The organism is Qipengyuania sp. L-5Y (assembly GCF_056859455.1).
This window is the reverse complement of record NZ_JBSXOM010000028.1, coordinates 280668-301240: the sequence shown is the minus strand read 5'-3', so window position 1 is coordinate 301240 and position 20573 is coordinate 280668. Positions and strand designations below refer to the sequence as shown.

The 20573-nt window shown below is 61.3% G+C and carries 21 protein-coding genes; 8 read left to right on the top strand and 13 right to left on the bottom strand.

Features of this window, described 5'->3' with window-relative positions:
* Nucleotides 1-158 precede the first annotated feature (158 nt).
* From AC13F2_RS09000 to AC13F2_RS08990, 3 genes are all read right to left on the bottom strand, one after another.
* The gene (locus AC13F2_RS09000) at nucleotides 159-1838 is read right to left on the bottom strand and encodes a strawberry notch family protein (protein ID WP_482970463.1); all 1680 of its coding nucleotides are present in this window, start codon (nucleotides 1836-1838) and stop codon (nucleotides 159-161) included.
* Nucleotides 1839-2642: a hypothetical protein gene (locus tag AC13F2_RS08995; RefSeq protein WP_482965152.1), complete on the bottom strand. Its 804-nt coding sequence runs from the start codon at nucleotides 2640-2642 to the stop codon at nucleotides 1839-1841.
* Between the two features lie 76 nt (nucleotides 2643-2718).
* On the bottom strand, nucleotides 2719-3624 hold the full coding sequence (locus AC13F2_RS08990; RefSeq protein ID WP_482965160.1) for a DUF7146 domain-containing protein: 906 nt from the start codon (nucleotides 3622-3624) through the stop codon (nucleotides 2719-2721).
* 845 nt (nucleotides 3625-4469) lie between these two features.
* Between AC13F2_RS08990 and AC13F2_RS08985 the strand changes: the two genes are divergently transcribed.
* Entirely contained in the window at nucleotides 4470-4811 is a 342-nt protein-coding gene (locus AC13F2_RS08985) for a helix-turn-helix domain-containing protein (protein ID WP_200858593.1), read from the top strand.
* 6 nt (nucleotides 4812-4817) lie between these two features.
* On the top strand, nucleotides 4818-6068 hold the full coding sequence (locus AC13F2_RS08980; protein WP_482965151.1) for a type II toxin-antitoxin system HipA family toxin: 1251 nt from the start codon (nucleotides 4818-4820) through the stop codon (nucleotides 6066-6068).
* A 236-nt stretch (nucleotides 6069-6304) separates the two neighbouring features.
* Here AC13F2_RS08980 and AC13F2_RS08975 read toward each other — a convergent pair whose 3' ends face one another.
* Nucleotides 6305-6913, bottom strand: a complete 609-nt coding sequence (locus tag AC13F2_RS08975) for an outer membrane protein (RefSeq protein ID WP_482965150.1) — start codon at nucleotides 6911-6913, stop codon at nucleotides 6305-6307.
* 194 nt (nucleotides 6914-7107) lie between these two features.
* Here AC13F2_RS08975 and AC13F2_RS08970 point away from each other — a divergent pair, with 194 nt between their 5' ends.
* The gene (locus AC13F2_RS08970) at nucleotides 7108-7779 is read left to right on the top strand and encodes an SDR family NAD(P)-dependent oxidoreductase (protein WP_301641884.1); all 672 of its coding nucleotides are present in this window, start codon (nucleotides 7108-7110) and stop codon (nucleotides 7777-7779) included.
* Here AC13F2_RS08970 and AC13F2_RS08965 read toward each other — a convergent pair.
* On the bottom strand, nucleotides 7776-8912 hold the full coding sequence (locus AC13F2_RS08965) for an aminotransferase class V-fold PLP-dependent enzyme (protein WP_482965149.1): 1137 nt from the start codon (nucleotides 8910-8912) through the stop codon (nucleotides 7776-7778). The genes AC13F2_RS08970 and AC13F2_RS08965 overlap by 4 nt on opposite strands.
* Before the next feature lie 4 nt (nucleotides 8913-8916).
* Nucleotides 8917-11178: an NADP-dependent malic enzyme gene (locus tag AC13F2_RS08960; protein ID WP_103023064.1), complete on the bottom strand. Its 2262-nt coding sequence runs from the start codon at nucleotides 11176-11178 to the stop codon at nucleotides 8917-8919.
* A gap of 114 nt (nucleotides 11179-11292) precedes the next feature.
* On the opposite strand from AC13F2_RS08960, the gene mutS reads away from it, so the two are divergent.
* Genes mutS through AC13F2_RS08945 form a run of 3 tightly spaced genes read left to right on the top strand, consistent with a single transcriptional unit; the run spans nucleotide 11293 to nucleotide 14779 of the window.
* Nucleotides 11293-13917 (top strand): DNA mismatch repair protein MutS, encoded by a 2625-nt coding sequence (mutS, locus tag AC13F2_RS08955; protein ID WP_482965148.1) that lies wholly within the window; start codon nucleotides 11293-11295, stop codon nucleotides 13915-13917.
* A gap of 24 nt (nucleotides 13918-13941) precedes the next feature.
* On the top strand, nucleotides 13942-14331 hold the full coding sequence (locus AC13F2_RS08950; RefSeq protein WP_482965147.1) for a hypothetical protein: 390 nt from the start codon (nucleotides 13942-13944) through the stop codon (nucleotides 14329-14331).
* 37 nt (nucleotides 14332-14368) lie between these two features.
* Nucleotides 14369-14779, top strand: a complete 411-nt coding sequence (locus AC13F2_RS08945) for a YidH family protein (RefSeq protein ID WP_272020493.1) — start codon at nucleotides 14369-14371, stop codon at nucleotides 14777-14779.
* Here the strand turns inward: AC13F2_RS08945 and AC13F2_RS08940 are convergent.
* From AC13F2_RS08940 to gluQRS, 5 genes are all read right to left on the bottom strand, one after another.
* A complete protein-coding gene (locus AC13F2_RS08940) occupies nucleotides 14776-15141 on the bottom strand; it encodes a hypothetical protein (protein ID WP_272020492.1) in 366 nt (121 codons plus the stop codon). The two genes, AC13F2_RS08945 and AC13F2_RS08940, sit on opposite strands and share 4 nt — an antisense overlap.
* A 98-nt stretch (nucleotides 15142-15239) precedes the next feature.
* Nucleotides 15240-16112 carry a 3-hydroxyacyl-CoA dehydrogenase NAD-binding domain-containing protein gene (locus tag AC13F2_RS08935; protein ID WP_272020491.1) on the bottom strand — a complete coding sequence of 291 codons (873 nt, stop codon included), beginning with the start codon at nucleotides 16110-16112 and terminating at the stop codon, nucleotides 15240-15242.
* Between the two features lie 71 nt (nucleotides 16113-16183).
* Nucleotides 16184-16762 (bottom strand): cob(I)yrinic acid a,c-diamide adenosyltransferase, encoded by a 579-nt coding sequence (locus AC13F2_RS08930; RefSeq protein ID WP_272020490.1) that lies wholly within the window; start codon nucleotides 16760-16762, stop codon nucleotides 16184-16186.
* 9 nt (nucleotides 16763-16771) lie between these two features.
* Nucleotides 16772-17002, bottom strand: a complete 231-nt coding sequence (locus AC13F2_RS08925; RefSeq protein WP_103022804.1) for an HIG1 domain-containing protein — start codon at nucleotides 17000-17002, stop codon at nucleotides 16772-16774.
* Between the two features lie 12 nt (nucleotides 17003-17014).
* Complete coding sequence (gene gluQRS, locus AC13F2_RS08920; RefSeq protein WP_272020489.1) at nucleotides 17015-17845, bottom strand: tRNA glutamyl-Q(34) synthetase GluQRS; 831 nt, start codon at nucleotides 17843-17845, stop codon at nucleotides 17015-17017.
* Between the two features lie 114 nt (nucleotides 17846-17959).
* Between gluQRS and AC13F2_RS08915 the strand changes: the two genes are divergently transcribed.
* Together AC13F2_RS08915 and AC13F2_RS08910 are read left to right on the top strand one after the other, a co-directional pair.
* Entirely contained in the window at nucleotides 17960-18568 is a 609-nt protein-coding gene (locus tag AC13F2_RS08915) for an HNH endonuclease (protein ID WP_103022802.1), read from the top strand.
* 311 nt (nucleotides 18569-18879) lie between these two features.
* Nucleotides 18880-19152 carry a hypothetical protein gene (locus AC13F2_RS08910; RefSeq protein WP_272020488.1) on the top strand — a complete coding sequence of 91 codons (273 nt, stop codon included), beginning with the start codon at nucleotides 18880-18882 and terminating at the stop codon, nucleotides 19150-19152.
* Between the two features lie 31 nt (nucleotides 19153-19183).
* Here the strand turns inward: AC13F2_RS08910 and AC13F2_RS08905 are convergent, their stop codons facing one another.
* Both AC13F2_RS08905 and AC13F2_RS08900 read right to left on the bottom strand, forming a co-directional pair.
* On the bottom strand, nucleotides 19184-19591 hold the full coding sequence (locus AC13F2_RS08905) for a hypothetical protein (protein WP_475210345.1): 408 nt from the start codon (nucleotides 19589-19591) through the stop codon (nucleotides 19184-19186).
* A gap of 85 nt (nucleotides 19592-19676) precedes the next feature.
* Nucleotides 19677-20534, bottom strand: a complete 858-nt coding sequence (locus tag AC13F2_RS08900) for an N-acyl homoserine lactonase family protein (RefSeq protein ID WP_482965146.1) — start codon at nucleotides 20532-20534, stop codon at nucleotides 19677-19679.
* Nucleotides 20535-20573: the final 39 nt, after the last annotated feature.

The following is a 20573-nucleotide window of genomic DNA, read 5'->3' as shown; positions in this document are numbered from 1 at the left end:
ACGACGTCCGCAAGCGGGCATAGCCTTCGGCCACGCTGCCCCAACCGCACAATTATCTGGAGTAAAATCATGACGAACCGACGCAATCCCGCGCCTCCGGCTGCGACGCTCGACATAAACTGCGACTGCAAAGAATATGTCTAATGTTGAGCTCAGCATTAGACATATTCACGAGGGGACAGATCGATATCGAGAGCTTCGCGTTCTTCCACGGTAAGGTCGGCAAGGCGCCGGTCGAGCATGGCCTCGGCGGTCGAGACCAGCTGCACGACAACCGAATGCTCTTCGCCAAGCGCTACTTCCATCGCGGGGATCAGGCTCGGCAATTTCATCGAAAGCAGGAGCTGGGCAAAGAAGCGCTGCTTGGTGCCTTCGAAGATCGATAGCGCCGCAGCCTTGGCATTGCGGTTGAGCGTGTCGCCGCTGTCCTCGTCGACCACGCGGGTTGCTTCGAGCGCAGCTTCGAGGTTGCGGTGAATGATCGCCCAGGCATCAGCATAGGCATCATAAATTTTTATCTGCGCTTCGGTCAGGCTGTGTTCGAGGATCTCGTACTCGACCCCGGCGAAAGACAGCGCGCGGGCAAGATAAAGGCCCTGGGCCTTGAGGTCGCGGGCGACGAGTTCCATCGCCGCGACGCCGCCAGCGCGGATCTCGGTCATGAACGCCTCGTGGGTCGGAAAGGCGGTCTCGGGTCCCCAGAGACCAAGCCGGGATGTGTAGCCAAGGTTGGCGATGTCCGAGGCACCTGTGGCAGACGCATAGAGCACGCGGGCGCGCGGCAGATGGTTCTGCAGCCTGAGGCCCGCCATCCCCTGTTCGGAGCCCTTGACCTTGCCGCGGGTTGAAGAGCCCCCGAGCGCATTAGCCATCGCATGGGCTTCGTCGAAAGCGATCACGCCGTCGAAATCCTCGCCCGCCCAGGCAAGGATCTGGTCGAGCCGCGTATCCTCGGCGCGGCCCGAGCGCAGCGTCGGATAGGTGACGAAGAGAATACCTTCGGACATCGTTACGGGCTGGCCGAGTTTCCAGCGCGAGAGCGGCTGGAGATCGAGCGACAGCCCGCCAAGCGCTTCCCAGTCGCGGCGTGCATCTTCGAGCAGCGCCTCGTTCTTGGTGATCCAGACATGTCGGCGCTCGCCTGCGAGCCAGCGATCCATGATGACCGCGGCGATCTGCCGTCCTTTGCCCGCTCCGGTTCCGTCGCCAAGGAAAAAGCCTTGGCGGTAGGAGTGTCCGTCCTCGGAGAGTTCCAGCGAGGTGCCTTCCTGGCTAACCTTGAACCGGCCCGGAAGATCGCGCGCAAATGCCTGGGTAGCATAGACCAGTGTCTCGCATTGCGCTTCGGACAGCAGGCCATCGGCCTGCCAACATGCGGGAATGCGCGGGCAAACATCGGGCTGCGGTGCCGCGACCGAACCCATGGCGACCGATTCCACGAGCGGGGTGGGATGGACCGGAGCATCTTCGAAGGCGATGCGGCTGGGCCGGTAAGGCAGGTAGATGCCTGCCTGTTCGGGCACAGGCGCGGGGTCGGCGAGGACCGAATAGGCAAGGTCGATCGCATTCGCCGTGGCTGCTGGTGTCGCGGCGAACGGCGCCACCGGCCGAACCGGCGCGCTTTGGGCCGAGGTCTTGCCAACGAGGCGCACTGGCTTGCCGAGCGGCAGGCGATGGATGTTGGCGGAGGTCTGTACGCGTGGCGGAAGCGCAGTGATAAGCTCGTGGAGCGAGATGAGGTCGGCAGTATCTCCGGTGATCGCAGGCGAGGACGCAGTCGGCGTCTTGTCGAACACAACCAGGCGAACAGCGATCCCCGTCCCTGTCCGGCGGAACATCTACTGCAGGCGAACATCGAGGAGCAGCGATGCTTCGTCCTGTTCCTTGGCGAAGGCGGAGGCGTCGAAGCCTTCAGGCATAATGGCGACGATCCTCGCCCGATTAGCAGCGGCCCGGATTGCACCGCGTAGGTGACGCATAGCGGTCTCACCGTCCTTGCCGCGTTCCAGGCTGTGAGCGAACGGCGGGTTCATCAGCACGGCAGACGGAACAGGGCCGCGAAGCAAGTCGGCGATCAGTTCCCCGTCATGCGCAGTGATGGTGGCAGAAGGGAAGATGTAGCCCAGCGTGCCTCGTCGTGTCGGATCGATCTCGTTGAGGAGCAGCGAAGCGTTCTGGACGCTGCTCCAGAGCGCTATCGCGCCATTGCCGGCGGACGGTTCGAGGAGCGTGTCTTGCGCGCAGACAGCTGCGGCCTTCGCCATCAGACAGGCCAGCATTGGCGGGGTCGAGAACTGCTGCAATTCGACCTGTGCTTCGCTGCGCACATGCCGCGGCGGCAAGGCAGCTTCGAGCCAGTCGAAGCGCGCTTCTGCTTCATGAACGTTGCTCGCCAGATCGATGCGCGAAGCTTCACGAAGCCAGAGCAGTGCGCCGATCTCGACCGCGTTGTTGTAGACGTCGATGGTCCAGGCGCTTCCCCAATCCATGACGCCGGTTTCCTCGGCGAACAGGTCGGAAATGTCGGCACGGGTTAGATGGCGTCCCGAGGCAAGAAGCGCGGCAATCCTGGCGCCAACAGTGTAAGCCGATGGCACTGTCGGCAACTGCTCGCCGGCGGGAAACAGGTCTGATTGAAACATGGCAATTCGTCCTCCTGATGAAGGCATCGGGACACGCCCTCTGCCGGATCATGAATTCGAGAAGCCCTCTCTCCTCTTACTGTGCCGCTTTGCGGCGTAGCCATGCTGTGAGTTCATCGTTCCAGTCGGTGTCGCGTGAGGATGGTTTGCGAATGTGGATCGTCCGTCCATCGCGGGCATAGGCGGCCAGGGCACGCGACGCGGCCAGCTCGCCGCCAGCATCGTGATCGACGAAGAGGTGAAGCTCGGTCACGCTCTCGGGCACGCTGACGAGGCCGAAGCGCTCATTGCCCAGGGTCGCCCAGACGGGAATGCCGGTGAGAGCATAGGCCGACATCGCGCTCTCGATGCCCTCGGCGAGGCCGAGCTTGCCGGAAGCCGGAGCGAAGAGGCGGACAGCAGCTTCGCCGAGCGCGCCGAGCGCGCGCTTCGGGTTTTCGAAGTCGGCCTTGGCATTGCCCGAAAGGAATGTGCGATGGATGGCGATCGGCCCCTCGTCGAGACTGACCGCCGCAATCATGGCGGGCAAAAAGCGGGTGCTTCCCTTTGGACCAAGCGGCGTTCGTGGATGGAAGCGCAGCGCCGGAGATGCCGCGAGGATGCCGCGGCTTTCAAGATATGCCTTTGCCGGACTGGCACGCAGTGGCTGTGCATCGCGCCAGATCCTCAGCGCTACCGTCGAGGGTTTGCGGGTGCTGGTCGATTCGGGTTCGTTCGTGGTCGCAGAACCTGAAAAAAGCGCCGGTGGCTCGAAACCTTCACGCGCCAGAGCAGCCAGCACGCTCTGCTGATCGCATCCCGCGAAACAGTGGAAGAGGATGGCCTTCTGGCCGAGCGACACACCGAGTGACGGCGTGCGATCATCATGCGCAGGGCAACAGGCCATGCCCTTGTTGCCGGACCATTTGCCGCCCCGGTTTTCACAGATGCGGCGGGCGGTTGCTTCCAATGAGCTTATCTTGGTGGAATATCGGTGGGACATGGCACATCGCGATCCTTTCGGCTCGCTCACAAAGGCCCTCCTCCCCTCCAGCCCTTCTGTGTTGTAAGAACAGGTCGGAGGGGATTCACGTCTGCACTGCGAGCCCGTCGATTTGAGCGTCGCATCGCCATTGCCGCTCAGCCGCGAGGTATACCTATCTGCCGCGGCGGCTTCTCACTTGCGCCATTGATTCTTATTGCTGCCCCACGACCTGGTCAGTTTAGATCATGCGACACGTTACCTAATCGAAAATTCCGGTCCGATCTTTCCTTTTGCAAATCGCGTCGTGCCTTCGGAAGGTAGTCCCGCCAAGTCCTTCGATGAGTGATATGGCTGATTTTGCCGGGCTTGCTCATTCCCGCCATCGCTGCAATCGCCATTCTGTCATGGCCGGCCTTACCTGCCTCACAAGCGAATAATGTCTTCGCGCGTTCGATTTCCTCGTCTGAATAATGCATTCGATGCTCCATCGGGTTGGACCTGCGAGAGCGTTCGAACGAAATTCGGCGAACCCTTTGCAGGGTCCGCCGGTTAACCTCCAACTGGAGGACGGGACCTCGGAATTCTTCCGAGGCTGTCGGCTTGTGCCGACATGCGTGACGTTTGCGATATAGTCGCCGAGACAATTCGTGCAACTGCACAGCGACTTTTGAAGTACAATGGTCAAGCCACGGCCTAGCGACCGCTCACCAGCGCCTCTCCACTCAGCCATGGCCATTGTAAGCCTCGTGCAGGAGGCGTTGAAGCATCTTCCTTCGGTAAATCTGCTTCAAGCGAAAGAGCAAAAAAACATGACATATCATTTCTATTTGCGGAATTTCGCATGATATGTCATATATCGGGCCATGCCCCGTTCGTCTCGAGCTGCTAGCGGACTACCGCCCCAGAGCCAACGTGCGATTACACGGCTAGGCAAGGATATCGCCCTTGCTCGCCGCCGGAGAAAACTTCCTCAGCGTTTAATGGCCGAGCGCATGATCGTCTCGGTTCAAACGCTGCAACGCCTCGAAGCGGGGGATCCTACCGTGGGCCTCGCGGTTCTGGCGAGCGCCCTGCATGTCCTTGGGATGACACAGCGCCTTGCCGAGCTGGTAACCCCAGACAGTGACCGGGCTGGCATCAGCGAGGATTTGTCCCGCCTGCCCCAAAAGACCCACGCTGTCAGCGACGATGATCTGGATTTCTAGCAAGCCGTGACGACCATCCGCACCTATGTCTTCGTGCATCTAGAGGAGGGGCCTGTTCCGGCAGGCCTTCTCACGATGACCGACGAACCGCGCAACCAGTTTGCTACCTTCGCTTACGGGCGGCGTTATCTGGAACGCACTGACCGTATTCCGGTCGATCCTGTAGCTCTACCGTTGCACGAAGCTGGAACTTCTCGAACGTTCAGGACGGAAGAAGGCTTTGCCGTGTTCGGTGGCATTCGGGATGCTGCTCCCGATGGCTGGGGCCAATACCTGATGTACAAGGCGATGGGCGATCGCTTGCCGAGCGAAATCGATCTCATTCTGGCCTCGGGCGAACATCGTGTAGGGGCGCTCGCCTTCGGGCCAACACCCGCCCGGCCGGAGAGAATTACGCCATGGGGGGGTGGCCCTGCTCCGGGCGAAGAGTTCACGCTCGCAGAGCTAGCGGAAGCCGCCGAACGCGCGCAGCATGTCGACGAACTCGACGAGAACTTAAGAGCCTTGCTGGCAGCCGGATCATCTCTGGGCGGCGCCCGGCCGAAGGCTGCTACAAAAATCGGCGACCAACCCTGGATCGCGAAATTCCAGAAGCGCGGAGACAGCTTTCCCGAATGCAGGGTCGAACTAGCGACAATGCGGCTTGCCAGCGAGTGTGGTCTCGACGTTCCGCCACTCGACTTCCGCTGTGTCCTTGATCGCGACATCTATCTGATCGAGCGGTTCGATCGGATTCCTCACGGCAACTGGCTGGAACGCAGGCCCTTTGCTTCGGGGCTCACAATGCTCGGGGCGCATGAGAGCGAGGTCAGCAGCTTCAGCTATGCGGATCTCGCAGGAGCGATCCGGCAATTCGGAACCGAAGTGCGCCAGGATCTACATGAGCTATTTCGTCGAATGCTGCTCAATATCCTCGTCACGAATGATGATGATCACCTACGTAATCATGGCTTCCTGTTCGATGGTGAGGGTTGGCGGCTATCGCCGCTTTACGATGTAGTGCCGAAACCGCAGCTGGGACTGGAGCGACGGCTCGTCCTCGGCGTGGGGCCGGAAGGCCGCAATGCAACGATCGAGAATGCTCTCGCCGGTGCCGCGGTCTTCGACCTCAGCCATGATGACGCGAAAGCAATCGCCGAAAACATGAGCAGAACCGTAGCGACACGGTGGGAACAGCTGTTCACGGAGGCTGGGATAAGCGCGGCTGACCGCAAGCGTTTCGCAACCTGCTTCCGGTTGGCAGCGCCTGCATCATGATCGCAATCGCAGAAATCCGTTCATGGCGGCGCGTGCTTACCAAATTTGGCATGGTGATTACCCGGTGATTGCTAGCCGAAAAAACAGGGATCAAAAAATGCTGATTAGTGATTATATATCAGTGTATTATGATAGTATGATCACTAAGGTCTGGTACTTCAGGTTCAGGCGTAAATAACAGAAGGGGCCGCCCGTTCGTCCCGAGCGGCCCCACTGTCTGCTCTGCGAGCATGGCGTCAGAAGCGCAGGCCGACCCCGGCCACGACCTGATCGGTCGAGACATCGCCGATTTCGGTGCCGGCGATACCCTTGTAGTTGGACCGGCGATATTCGAGCCGTCCCTCCAGAGGTCCGGGCAACTGCACCTGGAGGCCGCCGCCGAACCGCAGACCGTCCGTATTGTCATCGAGGTCGGACAGAGATCCGCTCTGTGTGAACGAGCGGGTATCGAGAGAGGTATAGCCGATCTTGCCGTAGGCCGCGATGCCCGGCGTTACTGCGAAACCGGCACGCGCACCGATATAGTACTGGCCGTCTGCATCCAGGCCTTCGCGTGCTGCGCCGAAGCTGCCGGGAAACTCCGTGGTTCCACCGCTCTTGGACAATTCACCCTCGACACCCACGAATGCGCTGCCGAGCGACAGATCGTAACCGGCGGTAATGCCATAAACTGCGGAATCCGCGTCGGCGGAAACGCTGCCATCGTCCGACTCAACATCCAGCCCTTCATAACCGGCGAGAGCGCCGACGTAAAAGCCGCCCGGTGCAACATTCTGGCCCTGCGCCATCGCCGGCGTGGCGACCATACCGGTTGCAATTGCGAGCCCTGCGAGTGTCTTTTTCATCATTATTCCTTTCGCGTGCGGTTTTCTGCACGGCGGGCCCCTGCCCACCCCCCGCTTGCGCATGGATGAACCGGCGGATGATGCGAGGTGTCCGGACGACGGATGACGATAGTGATCGACCAATGCCCATGCATGATCCACGGAACGCGTTGCCGCTTTCGGCGCTTTGAATGCAGCAGAGCAAGGGAATTCCCATGGCAGATAAATCAATCTTCATCCTCGGCGCTTCACGCGGCATCGGACTGGGACTGGTAAAGACATTCCTCGACCGAGGCTGGAACGTGGTTGCAAGCGAACGATCCGAGAGCGCCGATCTCCACGCGCTGGAATGCGATGCACTACGCATTGTGACTGCCGATGTGACCGAGCCTGACAGTTATGTCGATCTCGGCTTCGAAGATGGTCAGCTCGATGCCCTGATCATCAATGCCGGAATTACCGGAGCGAGCCATCAGGATGCGTCGAAGGCGACCGCTGATGAAGTGTCGCACGTGATGATGACCAATGCCTTCGGCCCGGCGCGCGCGGCGAAATCTCTCCTGCCTGCCATAAAAGATGGCGGCACGCTGGGCGTGATGTCCTCGTTGATGGGTTCGATCAGCGACAGTTCGGGCGGCTATGAACTCTATCGCACCAGCAAGACGGCCCTGAACATGCTCGCCAAAGGCATTTCAGAACAGGATGCCAGCCCGCGCGAAATCGAGGTTCTGGCGCTTCATCCAGGCTGGGTGCAGACCGACATGGGTGGGTCGAACGCCGCGCTGACCATCGAAGAAAGCGTGAACGGCCTTGCAGACGTTATCGAAACATCCGGCGAGGGCGGGTTCAGGTTCGTAGATTACAGCGGCAAGGAGCTGGCGTTCTAGCCGAGGCACTCCCGCAAGGTTGTAATCAGAGCGGTCGCATCCTCGCTCGTGTTGTAAACGTGCGGCGTAACGCGGAGTGAGGACCCGCGTAGCGATACATGCACCTGGGCAGCGGCCAGCCTGTCGGTAAGCCCGTCCGGCACTTTGTCCGGGAATTCCAGCGCAAGGAAATGGGGGGCGCGAATACCGATGGGCGCAGAAGAGAGGCCGAGTTCGGCGGCAGCGCCAGCAATCGATTGCGTCGCCGCGCCTAGTGTTTCGGCGATCCTTGCGACACCGAATTCGAGCAGGAAATCGAGTGCGGCGCTTGCCCCCATGAGCAGGGGCGGGTTCGATTTTTCGCCAACGTCAAAACGCCGCGCGCCAGGCTGGAAATCATCACGGTAATCAACCAGCCTAGAGAAATCTTCCGATCCTGCGCGATTGATCCAGTTATGTTCGATCGGATTTCCGCCATGATGTTTGGGCGCCACATACATCATGCCGATACCGTAAGGCCCCATCAGCCATTTGTAGCAGGCAGCGACGGCGAAGTCCGGCTGCACTGCGGCAAAATCTATCGGCATGGCGCCCAGCGACTGGGTCAGGTCCAGCACCAGAGCCGCGCCCATCTCGCGACACTTGGCGCCAACTGCGACCAGATCGACCACGCGGCCATCGGCCCAGTGGTTGTTCGGCAAGGCTACGATGGCGGTATCGGGGCCGATCGCGTCCATCACGGCTTCGGTCCAGCAGTCCTTCCGGGGTCTCCGAACCGCCACAATTTCCCCGCCGCGTTCCTGTGCCAGTTCGCGCCAGCCATAGACATTGGACGGGAACTGGTCGGCCAGAGTCACGATCTTCTGCCCGCGAGCCACGGGTAGATTCCTGGCCGCAACTGCAAGCGCGTAGCTGACGGACGGGACGATCGCGATACTGTCCGCCTCCACGCCGGCAAGCCGGGCCGCGCGACTGCGAAAATCTTCTGCCACCGAGAAGAAATCGGCCGGACAGAAATTCCACGGCTGTTCCTTCAACCGCGAACCTTGGACCATCGCATCGCTGACGCTGCGCGATAACGGCGCCATGTAGGCACAGTTCAAATAGTGCACGCCTTCGGGGATGGCGAACCGGTCGCGCTGCGATGCGATCATACGATCAGCCCAGCACTCCCGCGCTGGCAAGCACTGCCAGCGTCAGCACGTCGGGGGCGATAGCTGTCATCGGTGCGATCTGAACCGGCTTCTCCATACCGATCATCATCGGGCCGACGGTCGTTTCTCCGCCCAGTTCACGAAGCAGCTTGGCGGAGAGGTTGGCCGATTGGAGGCCCGGCATGATCAGTACATTGGCAGGCCCCGACAGGCGACTGAACGGATAGAGCGACATGACCTTCGGGTTGAGAGCGGCATCCGGCGCCATTTCACCTTCATATTCGAACGCGACCGACTCGTCCGCGTCGAGCAGGGCAACGGCTTCGCGGATATTGTTGAGCCACTGCCCCGAGGGATTGCCGAAAGTCGAATACGACATGAACGCAACCCGCGGCTCATGGCCCATACGTCGCGCCACGGCTGCCGTTTCGCGCGCGATGTGCGCAAGTTGTTCGGCGGTCGGACGTTCATTTATTGTCGTGTCGGCAAGGAAGGTGGTGTGGTTCTTGCCGATCATCATGTGGATGCCGAACGGCACCGCGCCAGGCTTTTCATCCAGCACCCGGCCGATTTCACGCGCGGTCTGGCTGAAGGTACGCGTCAGGCCCGTGATCATCGCATCGCCATGTCCCAATGCCACCAGCAATGCGGCGAAGACGTTGCGCTCCTGATTGACCATGCGCGCCACGTCGCGTTCGGTGTAGCCGCGCCGCTGCAACCGCTTGTAGAGATATTCGACCATGCCCGGCACCTTGTCCGACACGGCGGAATTCTCGATGACCCAGTCGTCCGGGTCGTCGACGGCCAGTTCGACCAGCTTTTCGCGCACCTTCTCGGTCCGACCGACCAGAATCGGTTCGCCATATCCGAATTCGCGGTACTGGATGGCGGCGCGCAGCGCGACATCCTCTTCCGCTTCGGCAAAAACCATCCGCTTCGGGTTGGCCTTGGCCTGTTCGTAAATATTGGTGAGTGCGGCAGTAGTCGGGTTCAGGCGTACCTTGAGCGCAAAGCGATAAGCGTCGAAGTCCTCGATCGGGGCCTGCGCGACACCGCTCTCCATCGCGGCCTTGGCAACCGCGCTGGATACGACTTCCATCAGCCGCGGGTCGAACGGCGCTGGGATGATATATTCCTCACCGAACTGGTGACTGACGCCATATGCCGCGGCGACCTCGTCCGGAACGCGCTCACGCGCAAGTTCGGCGATGGCACGGGCCGCAGCGATCTTCATCTCTTCGTTGATCGCAGTGGCCTGAACATCCAGCGCACCGCGGAAAATGAAGGGGAAGCCAAGCACATTGTTGACCTGATTGGGGTAGTCGCTGCGTCCGGTAGCGATGATCGCGTCTGGACGCACAGCCTTTGCATCTTCCGGCATGATTTCCGGAATGGGATTGGCCATCGCGAAGATGATCGGCCTGTCGGCCATCTTCTCCACCCATTCCGGCTTCAGCGCACCTGCACCGGACAGGCCAAGGAATATGTCGGCACCTTCCAGCGCTTCTTCGAGATTGGTTGCCGATGTCTCCACCGCATGGGCGCTCTTCCACTGATCGACATTGTCACGTCCCGGAGTGATCGGCCCGGCACGATCACAGACGATGACGTTTTCATGCCGGACCCCCATGGCCTTGATCAAAGCGGTACAGGCGAGCGCGCTGGCCCCTGCCCCGTTGACGACCATCTTGCAGTCCTTCATTTCCCGCCCGGTCAGGTGGCAGGCGTTGATCAGGCCCGCGGCAGCGATGATCGCGGTGCCGTGCTGGTCGTCATGCATGACAGGGATATTCATGCGTTCACGCAACGCCTGCTCGATAATAAAGCATTCGGGCGCGGCGATGTCTTCGAGATTGATGCCGCCGAAGGTCGGTTCCATCAGGGCGACCGCCTCGATGAATTTGTCGGGATCTTCGGTATCGAGTTCGATGTCGATCGAATCCACGTCGGCAAAGCGTTTGAACAGCACCGCCTTGCCTTCCATCACCGGCTTCGAGGCCAACGCACCGAGATTGCCGAGGCCCAGGATCGCCGTGCCGTTCGAAATAACGGCAACAAGGTTCGAACGGGCCGTATAGCGAGCCGCATCCTTGGGATTGGCCGCAATCGCTTCCACCGGAGCCGCCACACCGGGCGAATAAGCGAGGCTGAGATCACGTTGGCTTGCCATGGGCTTGCTTGCGACGATCTCGATCTTACCCGGACGAATTGTCTCGTGGTAGAACAGAGCTTCGCGTGTGGTGAATGCGGATTTTTCGTCGGCCATCGGCGTTCCCTTGTCTTGCGCGGTGCTGCCCCTAACCGCTTGCGCCAAGAAGTCATAGGGGAAAGCCCGCATCGCTGACTCCCGAATCGCGGCCACCCTCGCTAGGCCCGCCGCATGGCCGACACGCCCACCCCGATGATGCAGCAATACCTGGCCCTCAAGCAGGAAGCCGGAGACGCGCTCCTGTTCTACCGGATGGGCGATTTTTTCGAACTCTTCTTCGACGATGCACGGGTGGCATCGAGAGTGCTGGACATCGCATTGACCACGCGCGGCGAACACGGCGGCCAGCCGGTTCCGATGTGCGGCGTTCCGGTCCATTCCGCGGAAGGTTATCTTGCCCGCCTGATCAAGGGCGGCTGCCGTGTCGCCATTGCCGAGCAGACGGAGACGCCCGACGAAGCGAGGGAACGGGCGAAGCGCGAAGGATCGCCCGTGTCGAAGGCTCTGGTCGCGCGCGATATCGTGCGTTTGGTCACCGCCGGTACATTGACCGAAGAAGCGCTGTTGGAACCGCGGCGTGCCAATCTTCTGGTGGCGATCGCTCCGGTTCGTGATGGGGTAGGTCTTGCTTCCTGCGACATCTCTACCGGGCGGATGGAGCTGGAGGAATGTACGGCAGACGCGCTCGACGCGGCGCTGGCGCGGCTCGGCGCCAGCGAGGTCGTGGCTCCCGACGATTGGGACGAGGCATTCCCGGACATCATCGCCCGCCCCCGCGCGGACTTTCGCAGCGAAGCAGGTGAAGCCCGGCTCAAGGACATTCACAGCATCGCCACGCTCGATGGACTGGGCAGTTTTACCCGACCGATGCTGGCAGCAGCAGCGGGGCTGATTGCCTATCTCGATCATGCCGGGCGCGGGACGCTGCCGTTCCTGCTTCCACCAGTCGCTCGGGGGAGCGGTGCGCATCTGGCAATGGATGCCGCAACCCGCACGAGTCTCGAAATTCTGGAGGCGCAGGGCGGAGGCCGTGCCGGCAGCCTGATCGCCTGCGTCGATCGCTGTGCGACCGGGGCTGGAGCCCGGCAGCTGGCGGAAGATCTTTCGGCGCCGCTGGCTGACCGCACCGCGATCGAACAGCGGCTGTCCGGTGTCCATTATTTTCACGCAGATCCCCTGCTGCGCGCCGACCTTCGCGCCATATTGCGGCAGGCGCCCGATATCGGTCGCGCACTCGGGCGGCTCGTCGCCGGGCGCGGCAGTCCGCGTGATCTCGGGCAGATCCGCGACGGACTTTCCGAAGCGCGGCGTATAAGAGACATTCTGGCATCCGGCGTCGACCTGCCGCCCCTGCTCGGCCGGATGATCGACGCACTGGGCGGCCACGCTGCCTTGGTCGATCACTTGGCGCGGGCGCTGGTGCCCTCGCCCCCGACGGAACGCGGCCAGGGCGGCTTCATCGCCAGCGGCTACGATCATTCTCTCGATGCATTGCGCGAAACCAGCGGCAATGCTCGCAAGGCCATCGCCGCCCTCGAAGCGAAATATCGCGAGGAAACGGACACGGCATCGCTCAAGGTCAAGCATAACAAGGTGCTTGGCTATTTCATCGAAGTCCCCGCAAAACACGGTGACAAGTTGATGGCGGCGGACAGCGGATTTACCCATCGCCAGACCATGGCCGGTGCGGTCCGCTTCAATTCGCTCGGCCTCCACGAAGAAGCGACCCGCATCGCCGAAGCAGGCGCCCATGCGCTCGCGGCAGAAGATGGCCATTTCGAAGAACTGGTTGGCGAAGTGGTCGCCGCTCGCGAAGCGATCGCGGCTACCGCAGCGGCTCTGGCACGCATCGATGTCTGCTCCGCCTTGGCCGAACGCGCGGTCGAAGGCGATTGGGCACGGCCCGAAATGCTTGACGAGCCCTGCCTCGAAATCAACGGCGGACGGCATCCAGTGGTCGAACAGGCGCTGGCCAAGACGGGCGACCGCTTTGTGGTCAACGACTGCACGCTGGGTCCGGACGACAGATTGTGGCTGATAGGCGGTCCGAACATGGGCGGTAAATCCACTTTCCTGCGCCAGAATGCGATCATCATGCTGCTGGCGCAGGCGGGTAGTTTCGTGCCAGCGACATCGGCCCGGATCGGATTGGCCGACAGGCTGTTCAGCCGCGTCGGAGCGAGCGACAATCTTGCGCGGGGCCGGTCGACCTTCATGGTCGAAATGGTGGAAACGGCGGCTATCCTCAGTCAGGCGACGGAGAAGAGCTTCGTAATCCTCGACGAAGTGGGGCGCGGGACAAGCACTTACGACGGGATGGCCCTAGCCTGGGCGGTGGTAGAGGCGGTGCATGAGAACCTGCAGTGCCGCTGCCTGTTTGCGACACATTACCACGAGCTCAGCCGTCTTGCCGATACCTGCGATGCGCTGAGCCTGCATCATGTTCGCGCACGGGAATGGAAGGGCGACCTCGTCCTGCTTCACGAATTGGCCAAGGGGGCAGCCGACCGCAGCTATGGCCTTTCGGTGGCCAAGCTGGCCGGGGTCCCGCCACCGGTCATCAAGCGCGCGAAGGCCGTGCTGGACAAGCTGGAAAAGGGGCGTGAAAAGACTGGTGGTCTTGCTGCGGGGCTCGGTGAATTACCTCTGTTTGCCGCCAGCGCGCAGGCAGAAGAAAAGGACCGCGACGCGCTGCGCGATGCGCTGCATGCGCTCGATATCGATACGCTCTCGCCGCGCGACGCGCTGGATAAACTGTACGAATTGAAAGCGGCAGCCGGGGAAACCAAGACTTAACGGGTCTGGGCTATACCAGCCATCATGGCAGGACATGTAATCGCCGGTCAGGGCAAGAAGCTCATCGTTATCGGGCTGTTTCTGGTGCTCGTGCTCATCCTTGTGGGCGGTGAAGACGATCCGGGTGTAATCGGCGGCCTGGCCGACGCAGACACCCCTGTCGTTGCCGAAACCGAACTAGCAGTCGCGCAGACCAACAGCCCGCTACCCCCAGCGCGGCGCGAAGATCCGGCATTGTCGTCCTGGTATTCGCAATCGGCCGATAGTGGTGCGGCCATCCCGCAGCCTGTGGTCCCAACGCCTGTAGACGATAGCCACCTGATCAATGATGCCAAACCCATGGTGTCGGTTGGCCCTCCAACTGCTCCTTCGGGGCCGACAATGAACAGCTCTGACACCGCGGTGATCGAATAGGTAAGGAACCGTGCAGACGCCCGCCCATTAATTCCGCATGGCGCAGGACGATCCACCCGAGGACCCCGACAAATCGACTGAGTGGGCGGAATTGCGCACCGACCTTGCCGAAGATCGCAACATCATGGCTATGGAACGGACGTTTGCAGGATGGATGCGGACCGCCTTCGCAGCAATCGGGATCGGGCTGGGATTCAAGGCCGTCTTTGGTGCCTTCGACCCACCGTGGCTCGCCAAGGCAATAGCGACCGTATTCATTCTGGCGGGGGGCTGGCTCGCTATTACCGCACAAAAGCGCGCCTGCCGTACGCTTGAGCGGCTCGACACGCACAAGTTCGAGGCGATCTCCACCCCGAACTTCCGCGTGCTTGCCTATTCGGTTGCTGCCGGATCCATTCTGCTGACCGCAGGACTATGGATCCTGAACAACGGCACTATAACGGGCTAACTGCCGTCTGAAGGAAGGTCGGGATCGACCTTGGCAGACTTGCCGTATTTATCCTCATTATCATCGTGATTGTCCTCGCCGCGAAAGGCGCCCATGTCGATCCGGCCCGAACTTTCCATGTCGCGCATGTGATCGACGGTATCCTGCGTCGAATCGTTCATCAGGCCGCTTTTGTTGTCGCTCTTGCGGCTTTCGGTCGGGGAACCGGTTTCCCGGGTCGTCCCTTGCGCTTCTTCGGCGACTTCCTGCGCCTGATTGCGGTGATCGTCCTGTTCGTCATTATGGGTTTCCGGGGCGAGGCTGGCCTGGCGGGCTTCCTGGCTTTCGCCCACGGGCGTGTTTGTCTTGGTAGTATCGGTCATGATCGGAAAGTCTCCTTTGTCCGATCAACCGGTGGGCGGGCCCGCAGGTTCCATAAACACAGAATGCGCAGCGCCGCCCTGCCCTTGCGGCCTCGACCCTAGCGCGTCGGCACGGGCTCCTCGCCCGAATAATCGTAGAAGCCGCGCCCGGTCTTGCGGCCGAGCCACCCGGCTTCGACATATTTCACCAACAGCGGGGCGGGCCGATACTTGGCGTCGCGGGTGGTCTTGTAGAGCACCATGATAATGTCGAGGCAGGTGTCCAGCCCGACGAAATCAGCAAGCTGCAGCGGCCCCATCGGATGGTTGAGACCGAGGCGACAGCCCTTGTCGATATCCTCGATGTCGGCGGTCGACTGGCCGAGCACGAAAATCGCCTCGTTGATCATCGGCAGCAGGATGCGGTTCACGACGAAGCCGGGTTCGTCCTGCGACAGGACTACTTCTTTGCCCAGGCTTTGTGCAAAGGCAGTGGTGCGGTCGGTCGTCGTCTGGTCGGTGGCGAGGCCCGGAATGACCTCTATCAGCTTCATCACCGGAACCGGGTTGAAGAAATGCAGCCCGATGAAACGCGCCGGATCGGGTGCGTAATTGGCCATGCGGGTGATCGGAATCGAACTGGTGTTCGAGGCCATGATAGCATCAGGCGAAAGGAATTCCCCGGCCTTCTCGAAGATCGCCTGCTTGATCGTTTCCTTTTCGGTGGCCGCCTCGATGATGAGATCGGCATCCTTCATGCGCGAATAATCGGCGATCGGCGTGATGCGTTTCATCGCCGCTTCGGCATCGGCGATTTCGATCTTGCCCTTGCCGACCAGCTTGCCGAACGCCTTGTCGATCCCGGCATGCGCCTTTTCGGCAACGTCGAGGCTGACATCCGCCAGCAGGACATCCATGCCGTGCGCAGCCACGGTCTGCGCAATGCCGGAGCCCATCTGGCCCGCACCGATGATAGCGACCGTCTTGTCCATCGAAACTTCCCTTCGCATGTGCAGCAAAACGCGTGCACTAGCGAAGGGGCGCGGCGCTGGCTAGCGCCGGCTTAGCGGTTGGCGCCGGGAATCCACTTCACGTCGCCGCGCCCGTCGTCGTTCGCCACGCGGGCAAGGACGAAGAGATAGTCCGACAGCCGGTTGATGTAGGCCAGCGCCTGCGGATTGGTGGGTGCATGCGACGCCATCGCGGTCATCGCGCGTTCCGCATGCCGAACCGCGGCGCGGGCCACATGCAGGCGCGCGGCGGCCTCGGTCCCGCCCGGAAGCACGAAGCTGGTCAGCGGTTCGAGCCGGGTGTTCGCGGCGTCGATCGCCCGTTCCAGCCACACGACCTGCGCCTCCACGACCCGCAGGGCCATTTCCGACGGGGAAAAATCGCCTTCGTCTTTAGCCGGCGTGGCGAGATCGGCACCGAGATCGAACAGATCGTTCTGGATCCGGTAGAGCGGCTCGGCAAACTCGCCGTCCGCCAGCACCACGGCAGCAAGGCCCAGCGCGCTGTTGGCTTCGTCCACCGCGCCGATCGCGGCCATGCGCGCGTCGTGCTTGGGCAAGCGCGATCCGTCGACGAGACCGGTGGTCCCGTCATCGCCGGTGCGGGTGTAGATTTTGTTGAGCTTGACCACGCTTCTGGGTCAGCTGGCGATCGCTAGGATGACCGCCACGACCACGATCGCCAATGCCTGATACTTGATGCGCGCGAACATCATCTTGTTCTGCAGCAACTGCATTTCGGTAGCATCGGTCTGCTCGCCGCTTTCGAGATCGATCTTCGTGCTTTTCAGAAAAGCCACGACGCCGCGCACGAGGCTGGCGACCACGAGAACCATGAGAATAACGAGCAGGATGGTGAGGAAGGTTGTCATAACTACATCTATCTAGGAGTTCGCCAGCGTAATGCCAGCGGGGAATTCGCCGGAACGCAGCGCGTCGGCCAGCGCCTGCCCGTTCTCCCCACTTCTGCGCCGGTCCGCCAAGGACGGCGATCCGCGGCGCTTGGCGAGCTTCTGTCCGCTTTCGTCGGTCAGCAGACCGTGGTGATACCACAGGGGCACCGGCAGGCCGAGCAGCGCTTGCAGAAGGCGATGAATATGCGTTGCGTCGAACAGATCCGCACCCCGCGTCACCAACGTGACCCCGTCTGCCGCATCGTCCAAGGTCGCTGCCAGGTGATAGCTGGCGGGTGCATCCTTTCGCACGATGACGACGTCCCCACCCTCGCGGGGGTCTGCGACCTGCCGCCCGGCCAGCGCATCTTCCCAGAGAAGCTGCCCGCTTTCCGACATCGCCCGGTCGATGTCGAGCCGTAGCGCCGCAGGCTTGCCAGGATCGACCACGCTCCCCTTGCACGTTCCGGGGTAAATGGCGCCCTGCGATCCCAGACGCGGTTTCAACGCCTCTATGTCGGCGCGCGTGCAGGTGCAGGGATAAAGCAAACCGCGGTCGAGCAGGTTGCGTGCCGCCGCGTCGTATGTCGTCAGCCGGGTCGACTGCGCGGGCACTTCTTCCCATTCCAGTCCCAGCCACTCGAGATCGCGACGAAATTCGTCAGTCAGTTCAGGGCGCGAGCGCGGCCCGTCGATATCTTCGATCCGCAGCAGGAAGCGCCCGCGTTCCTCACGCGCCAGATCATGGGCCACGATAGCCGAGAACGCATGGCCGAGATGGAGCGGCCCGTTAGGGCTGGGAGCAAAGCGAGTGACGGTCATAGTGGCGAAAAAGATGCTCTTTCACTGGGCAAGCTTGTGGATAGCATGTGTGTAACAGGCTTGACGCTTTTCCTTGCAAGTGCATTTTCACTGCTATCGGGGAGGAACGCACTGGTGTTCAAGGCCGAACTGCTGGAACGGGCCGCAAGGTTCCGAAGTACCGCCGAGGATCCGACTCGCAATCTGCAGTCGTGTCCCAGCCTGGTTCTCAATGCCGACTACACGCCGCTGTCTTATTATCCGCTGAGCCTGTGGCCATGGCAGACCGCGATCAAGGCCATCTTCCTCGACCGGGTCGACGTGATCGCGACCTACGAGCGCGAGGTTCATTCCCCCTCGCTCGACATGAAGATCCCGAGCGTGATAGCGCTCAAGCAATATGTGAAGCCGAGCGAGTTTCCCGCCTTCACCCGGTTCAACCTGTTCCTGCGCGACCGGTTCAGCTGCCAGTTCTGCGGCGACATGCACAATCTCACCTTCGATCACGTCGTGCCTCGCCGGCTGGGTGGCAAGACCACGTGGGAAAACATCGCCACCGCCTGCGCGCCCTGCAACATGAAGAAGGGCGGACGTACGCCCAAGCAGGCCGGCATGCAGCTCTACAGCCAGCCGATCCGGCCGACCCACTGGCAGTTGCAGCAGCACGGCAAGATGTTTCCGCCCAACTACCTTCACGAAACCTGGCGCGATTGGCTCTACTGGGACATCGAACTGGAGGCCTGACCCCGCCAACGAAAAAGGGGGCGCCAATCCGACAACGGCGCCGCCCTTCCTTCAACCGCCGTTTGTCTGAGTGTGAACCTTACTGTACTTCGTCTTCGGCCTTGCCGCCCATTTCGCCCATGTCATCTACCACATTGTGGCCACATTTTATGCCTGGATTAAATTTCGTATTTTTTTCCAATAATCTATGTGAGACATTCGTATGATGCGATTGCCCCCGCGACGCTTTCCCGCCGCGGCAAACTTGGCACGGTAGGACGGACTACTGGCTGCAAGACCCGTCCAGCAGGAAAGCCCGATAGGCGAGAACGATGACAACTCTTATCTGGATAGTCCCCGCAATGATCCTCGTGTTCCTGCTCGCTCTGGTATTCCGCCGGGCGTTGCTCACCGTTCTGCGCGTTCCTCATGGATTTGTGCTGATCGTAGCGGTTGTCGCTGCGACAGGGGTCACCATGGCGATGAACGCTGCGTTGTTGCCGGCTGCGCTGGCCGCCGAGACAAGCGCTGCAATCCTGATCGCTGGCCTGATGGTCGGCTTTCTTCTTACGGCGCGGGAAATTCGGAAGTCGAAGGGCGATTGATCCGCGTCTCGTCCGTTGGGCAAACCGGCTGCTAAGGCAAGTTCCGAAGGATGAGGTAGATCCCCCAGAGAAAGAACACCAAGTCTTCCATCGGCAATTTTGCTTTGGAGGTGGCGGGTACACCCGGCGGCAATCCACCACCGTTTTTCCGGACCATTCCTTCCCGGTGTATCTTCCCGATCGCTACATCTGCGCCCCATAGGTTGTTCTGGCCGTAGAGCATCGGCACTTCGTGCAGCAGGTCCTTCTGCAATCCTTGTGCAGCCCGAGAGCGGTTCTTTATCGACAGCGCATGCCGATGATGGCCCTGCTCGCGCTCGTATTCCGCTTTGCCCATTTGCCGACGCAGGGCAGGATCGGTTGGCCGCATCCCGCAATCGATGCAGGGTTCGAACGGCTGGTAAATCGGCGCACCGCAATTGAGGCATTTCTGGCCCATGCGCCGCGACTAAAGTGCGCCGACTAAAAAGGATTTACCAGGCCCGAAGGTCGCCGATCAGGTAGCCGCGGCCAATAGTCTTGCCCTAGTGTGACGATTCCGGGAAAGGTGCCAGCTTGGCGATGTCGGCAGGTTCGTGCTGGATCACCAGGGTCGCTCCGATCTGTGCGGCGATTTCGCGCAATCGGTCCATCGAGGCGAGCGTTTCTGTCCGGCTCGTGTTGAAGCTGGGCACACCTTTGCGGCTCCAGTTTTCGCGGAAGTGGACGGCATCGCCCGACAGCAAGATCGGTCCGCGGTCTTTAAGCCGAACCAGAAGCGACCGGTGCCCCGGCGTGTGACCGGGTGCCTTGAGCATGATCACCGAGCCGTCGCCGAACACATCGTGGTCGTAGGTCAGTGTCTGGACAGTGCCGTCACCCCCGATCCACGGCGCGAAGCTGGCGGACAGGTCCTCGCGCTTGTTGATCACATCCCAATCCGAACGGTCGACCAGCAATGTCGCGCCCGCAAAATCGGCCGCCTGCCCGGTGTGATCGTAGTGGTAGTGGCTGATCCCGACGAAGGTGACCTGTTCGGGCTCGATGCCCAGTTGTGCGAGCTGCCCGACGATGCTTGCCTCGAGGCTCATCCGGTCGGTGCCGCTCTGTTCCTGCTTGCCTTCCAGCGTTCTGGGCAATCCGGTATCCCACAGCAAGTACCGGTCGCCGTTCCTGATGAGGTAACAGCTGTCGGTGAAGGTCATGCTGCGGCCTGGATATGCAAAAGTATCGGAGTATTCGTCCAGATTACCGATCTCGATCGTCCCGCAATCCAGCCTCCACAATTCCAGGGCCGGCCGATCCGCGGCATCAGCACGATCCGGCACCAACAGACCGGCCAGCAATGGCGCAAAAGTGATCAGGGCACTTGCTATAAGACCTTTGCCGTTCCGCTTCGCCATCTCGAACCTCTCCGTTTGCCAAGGACCCCATGCCATTCA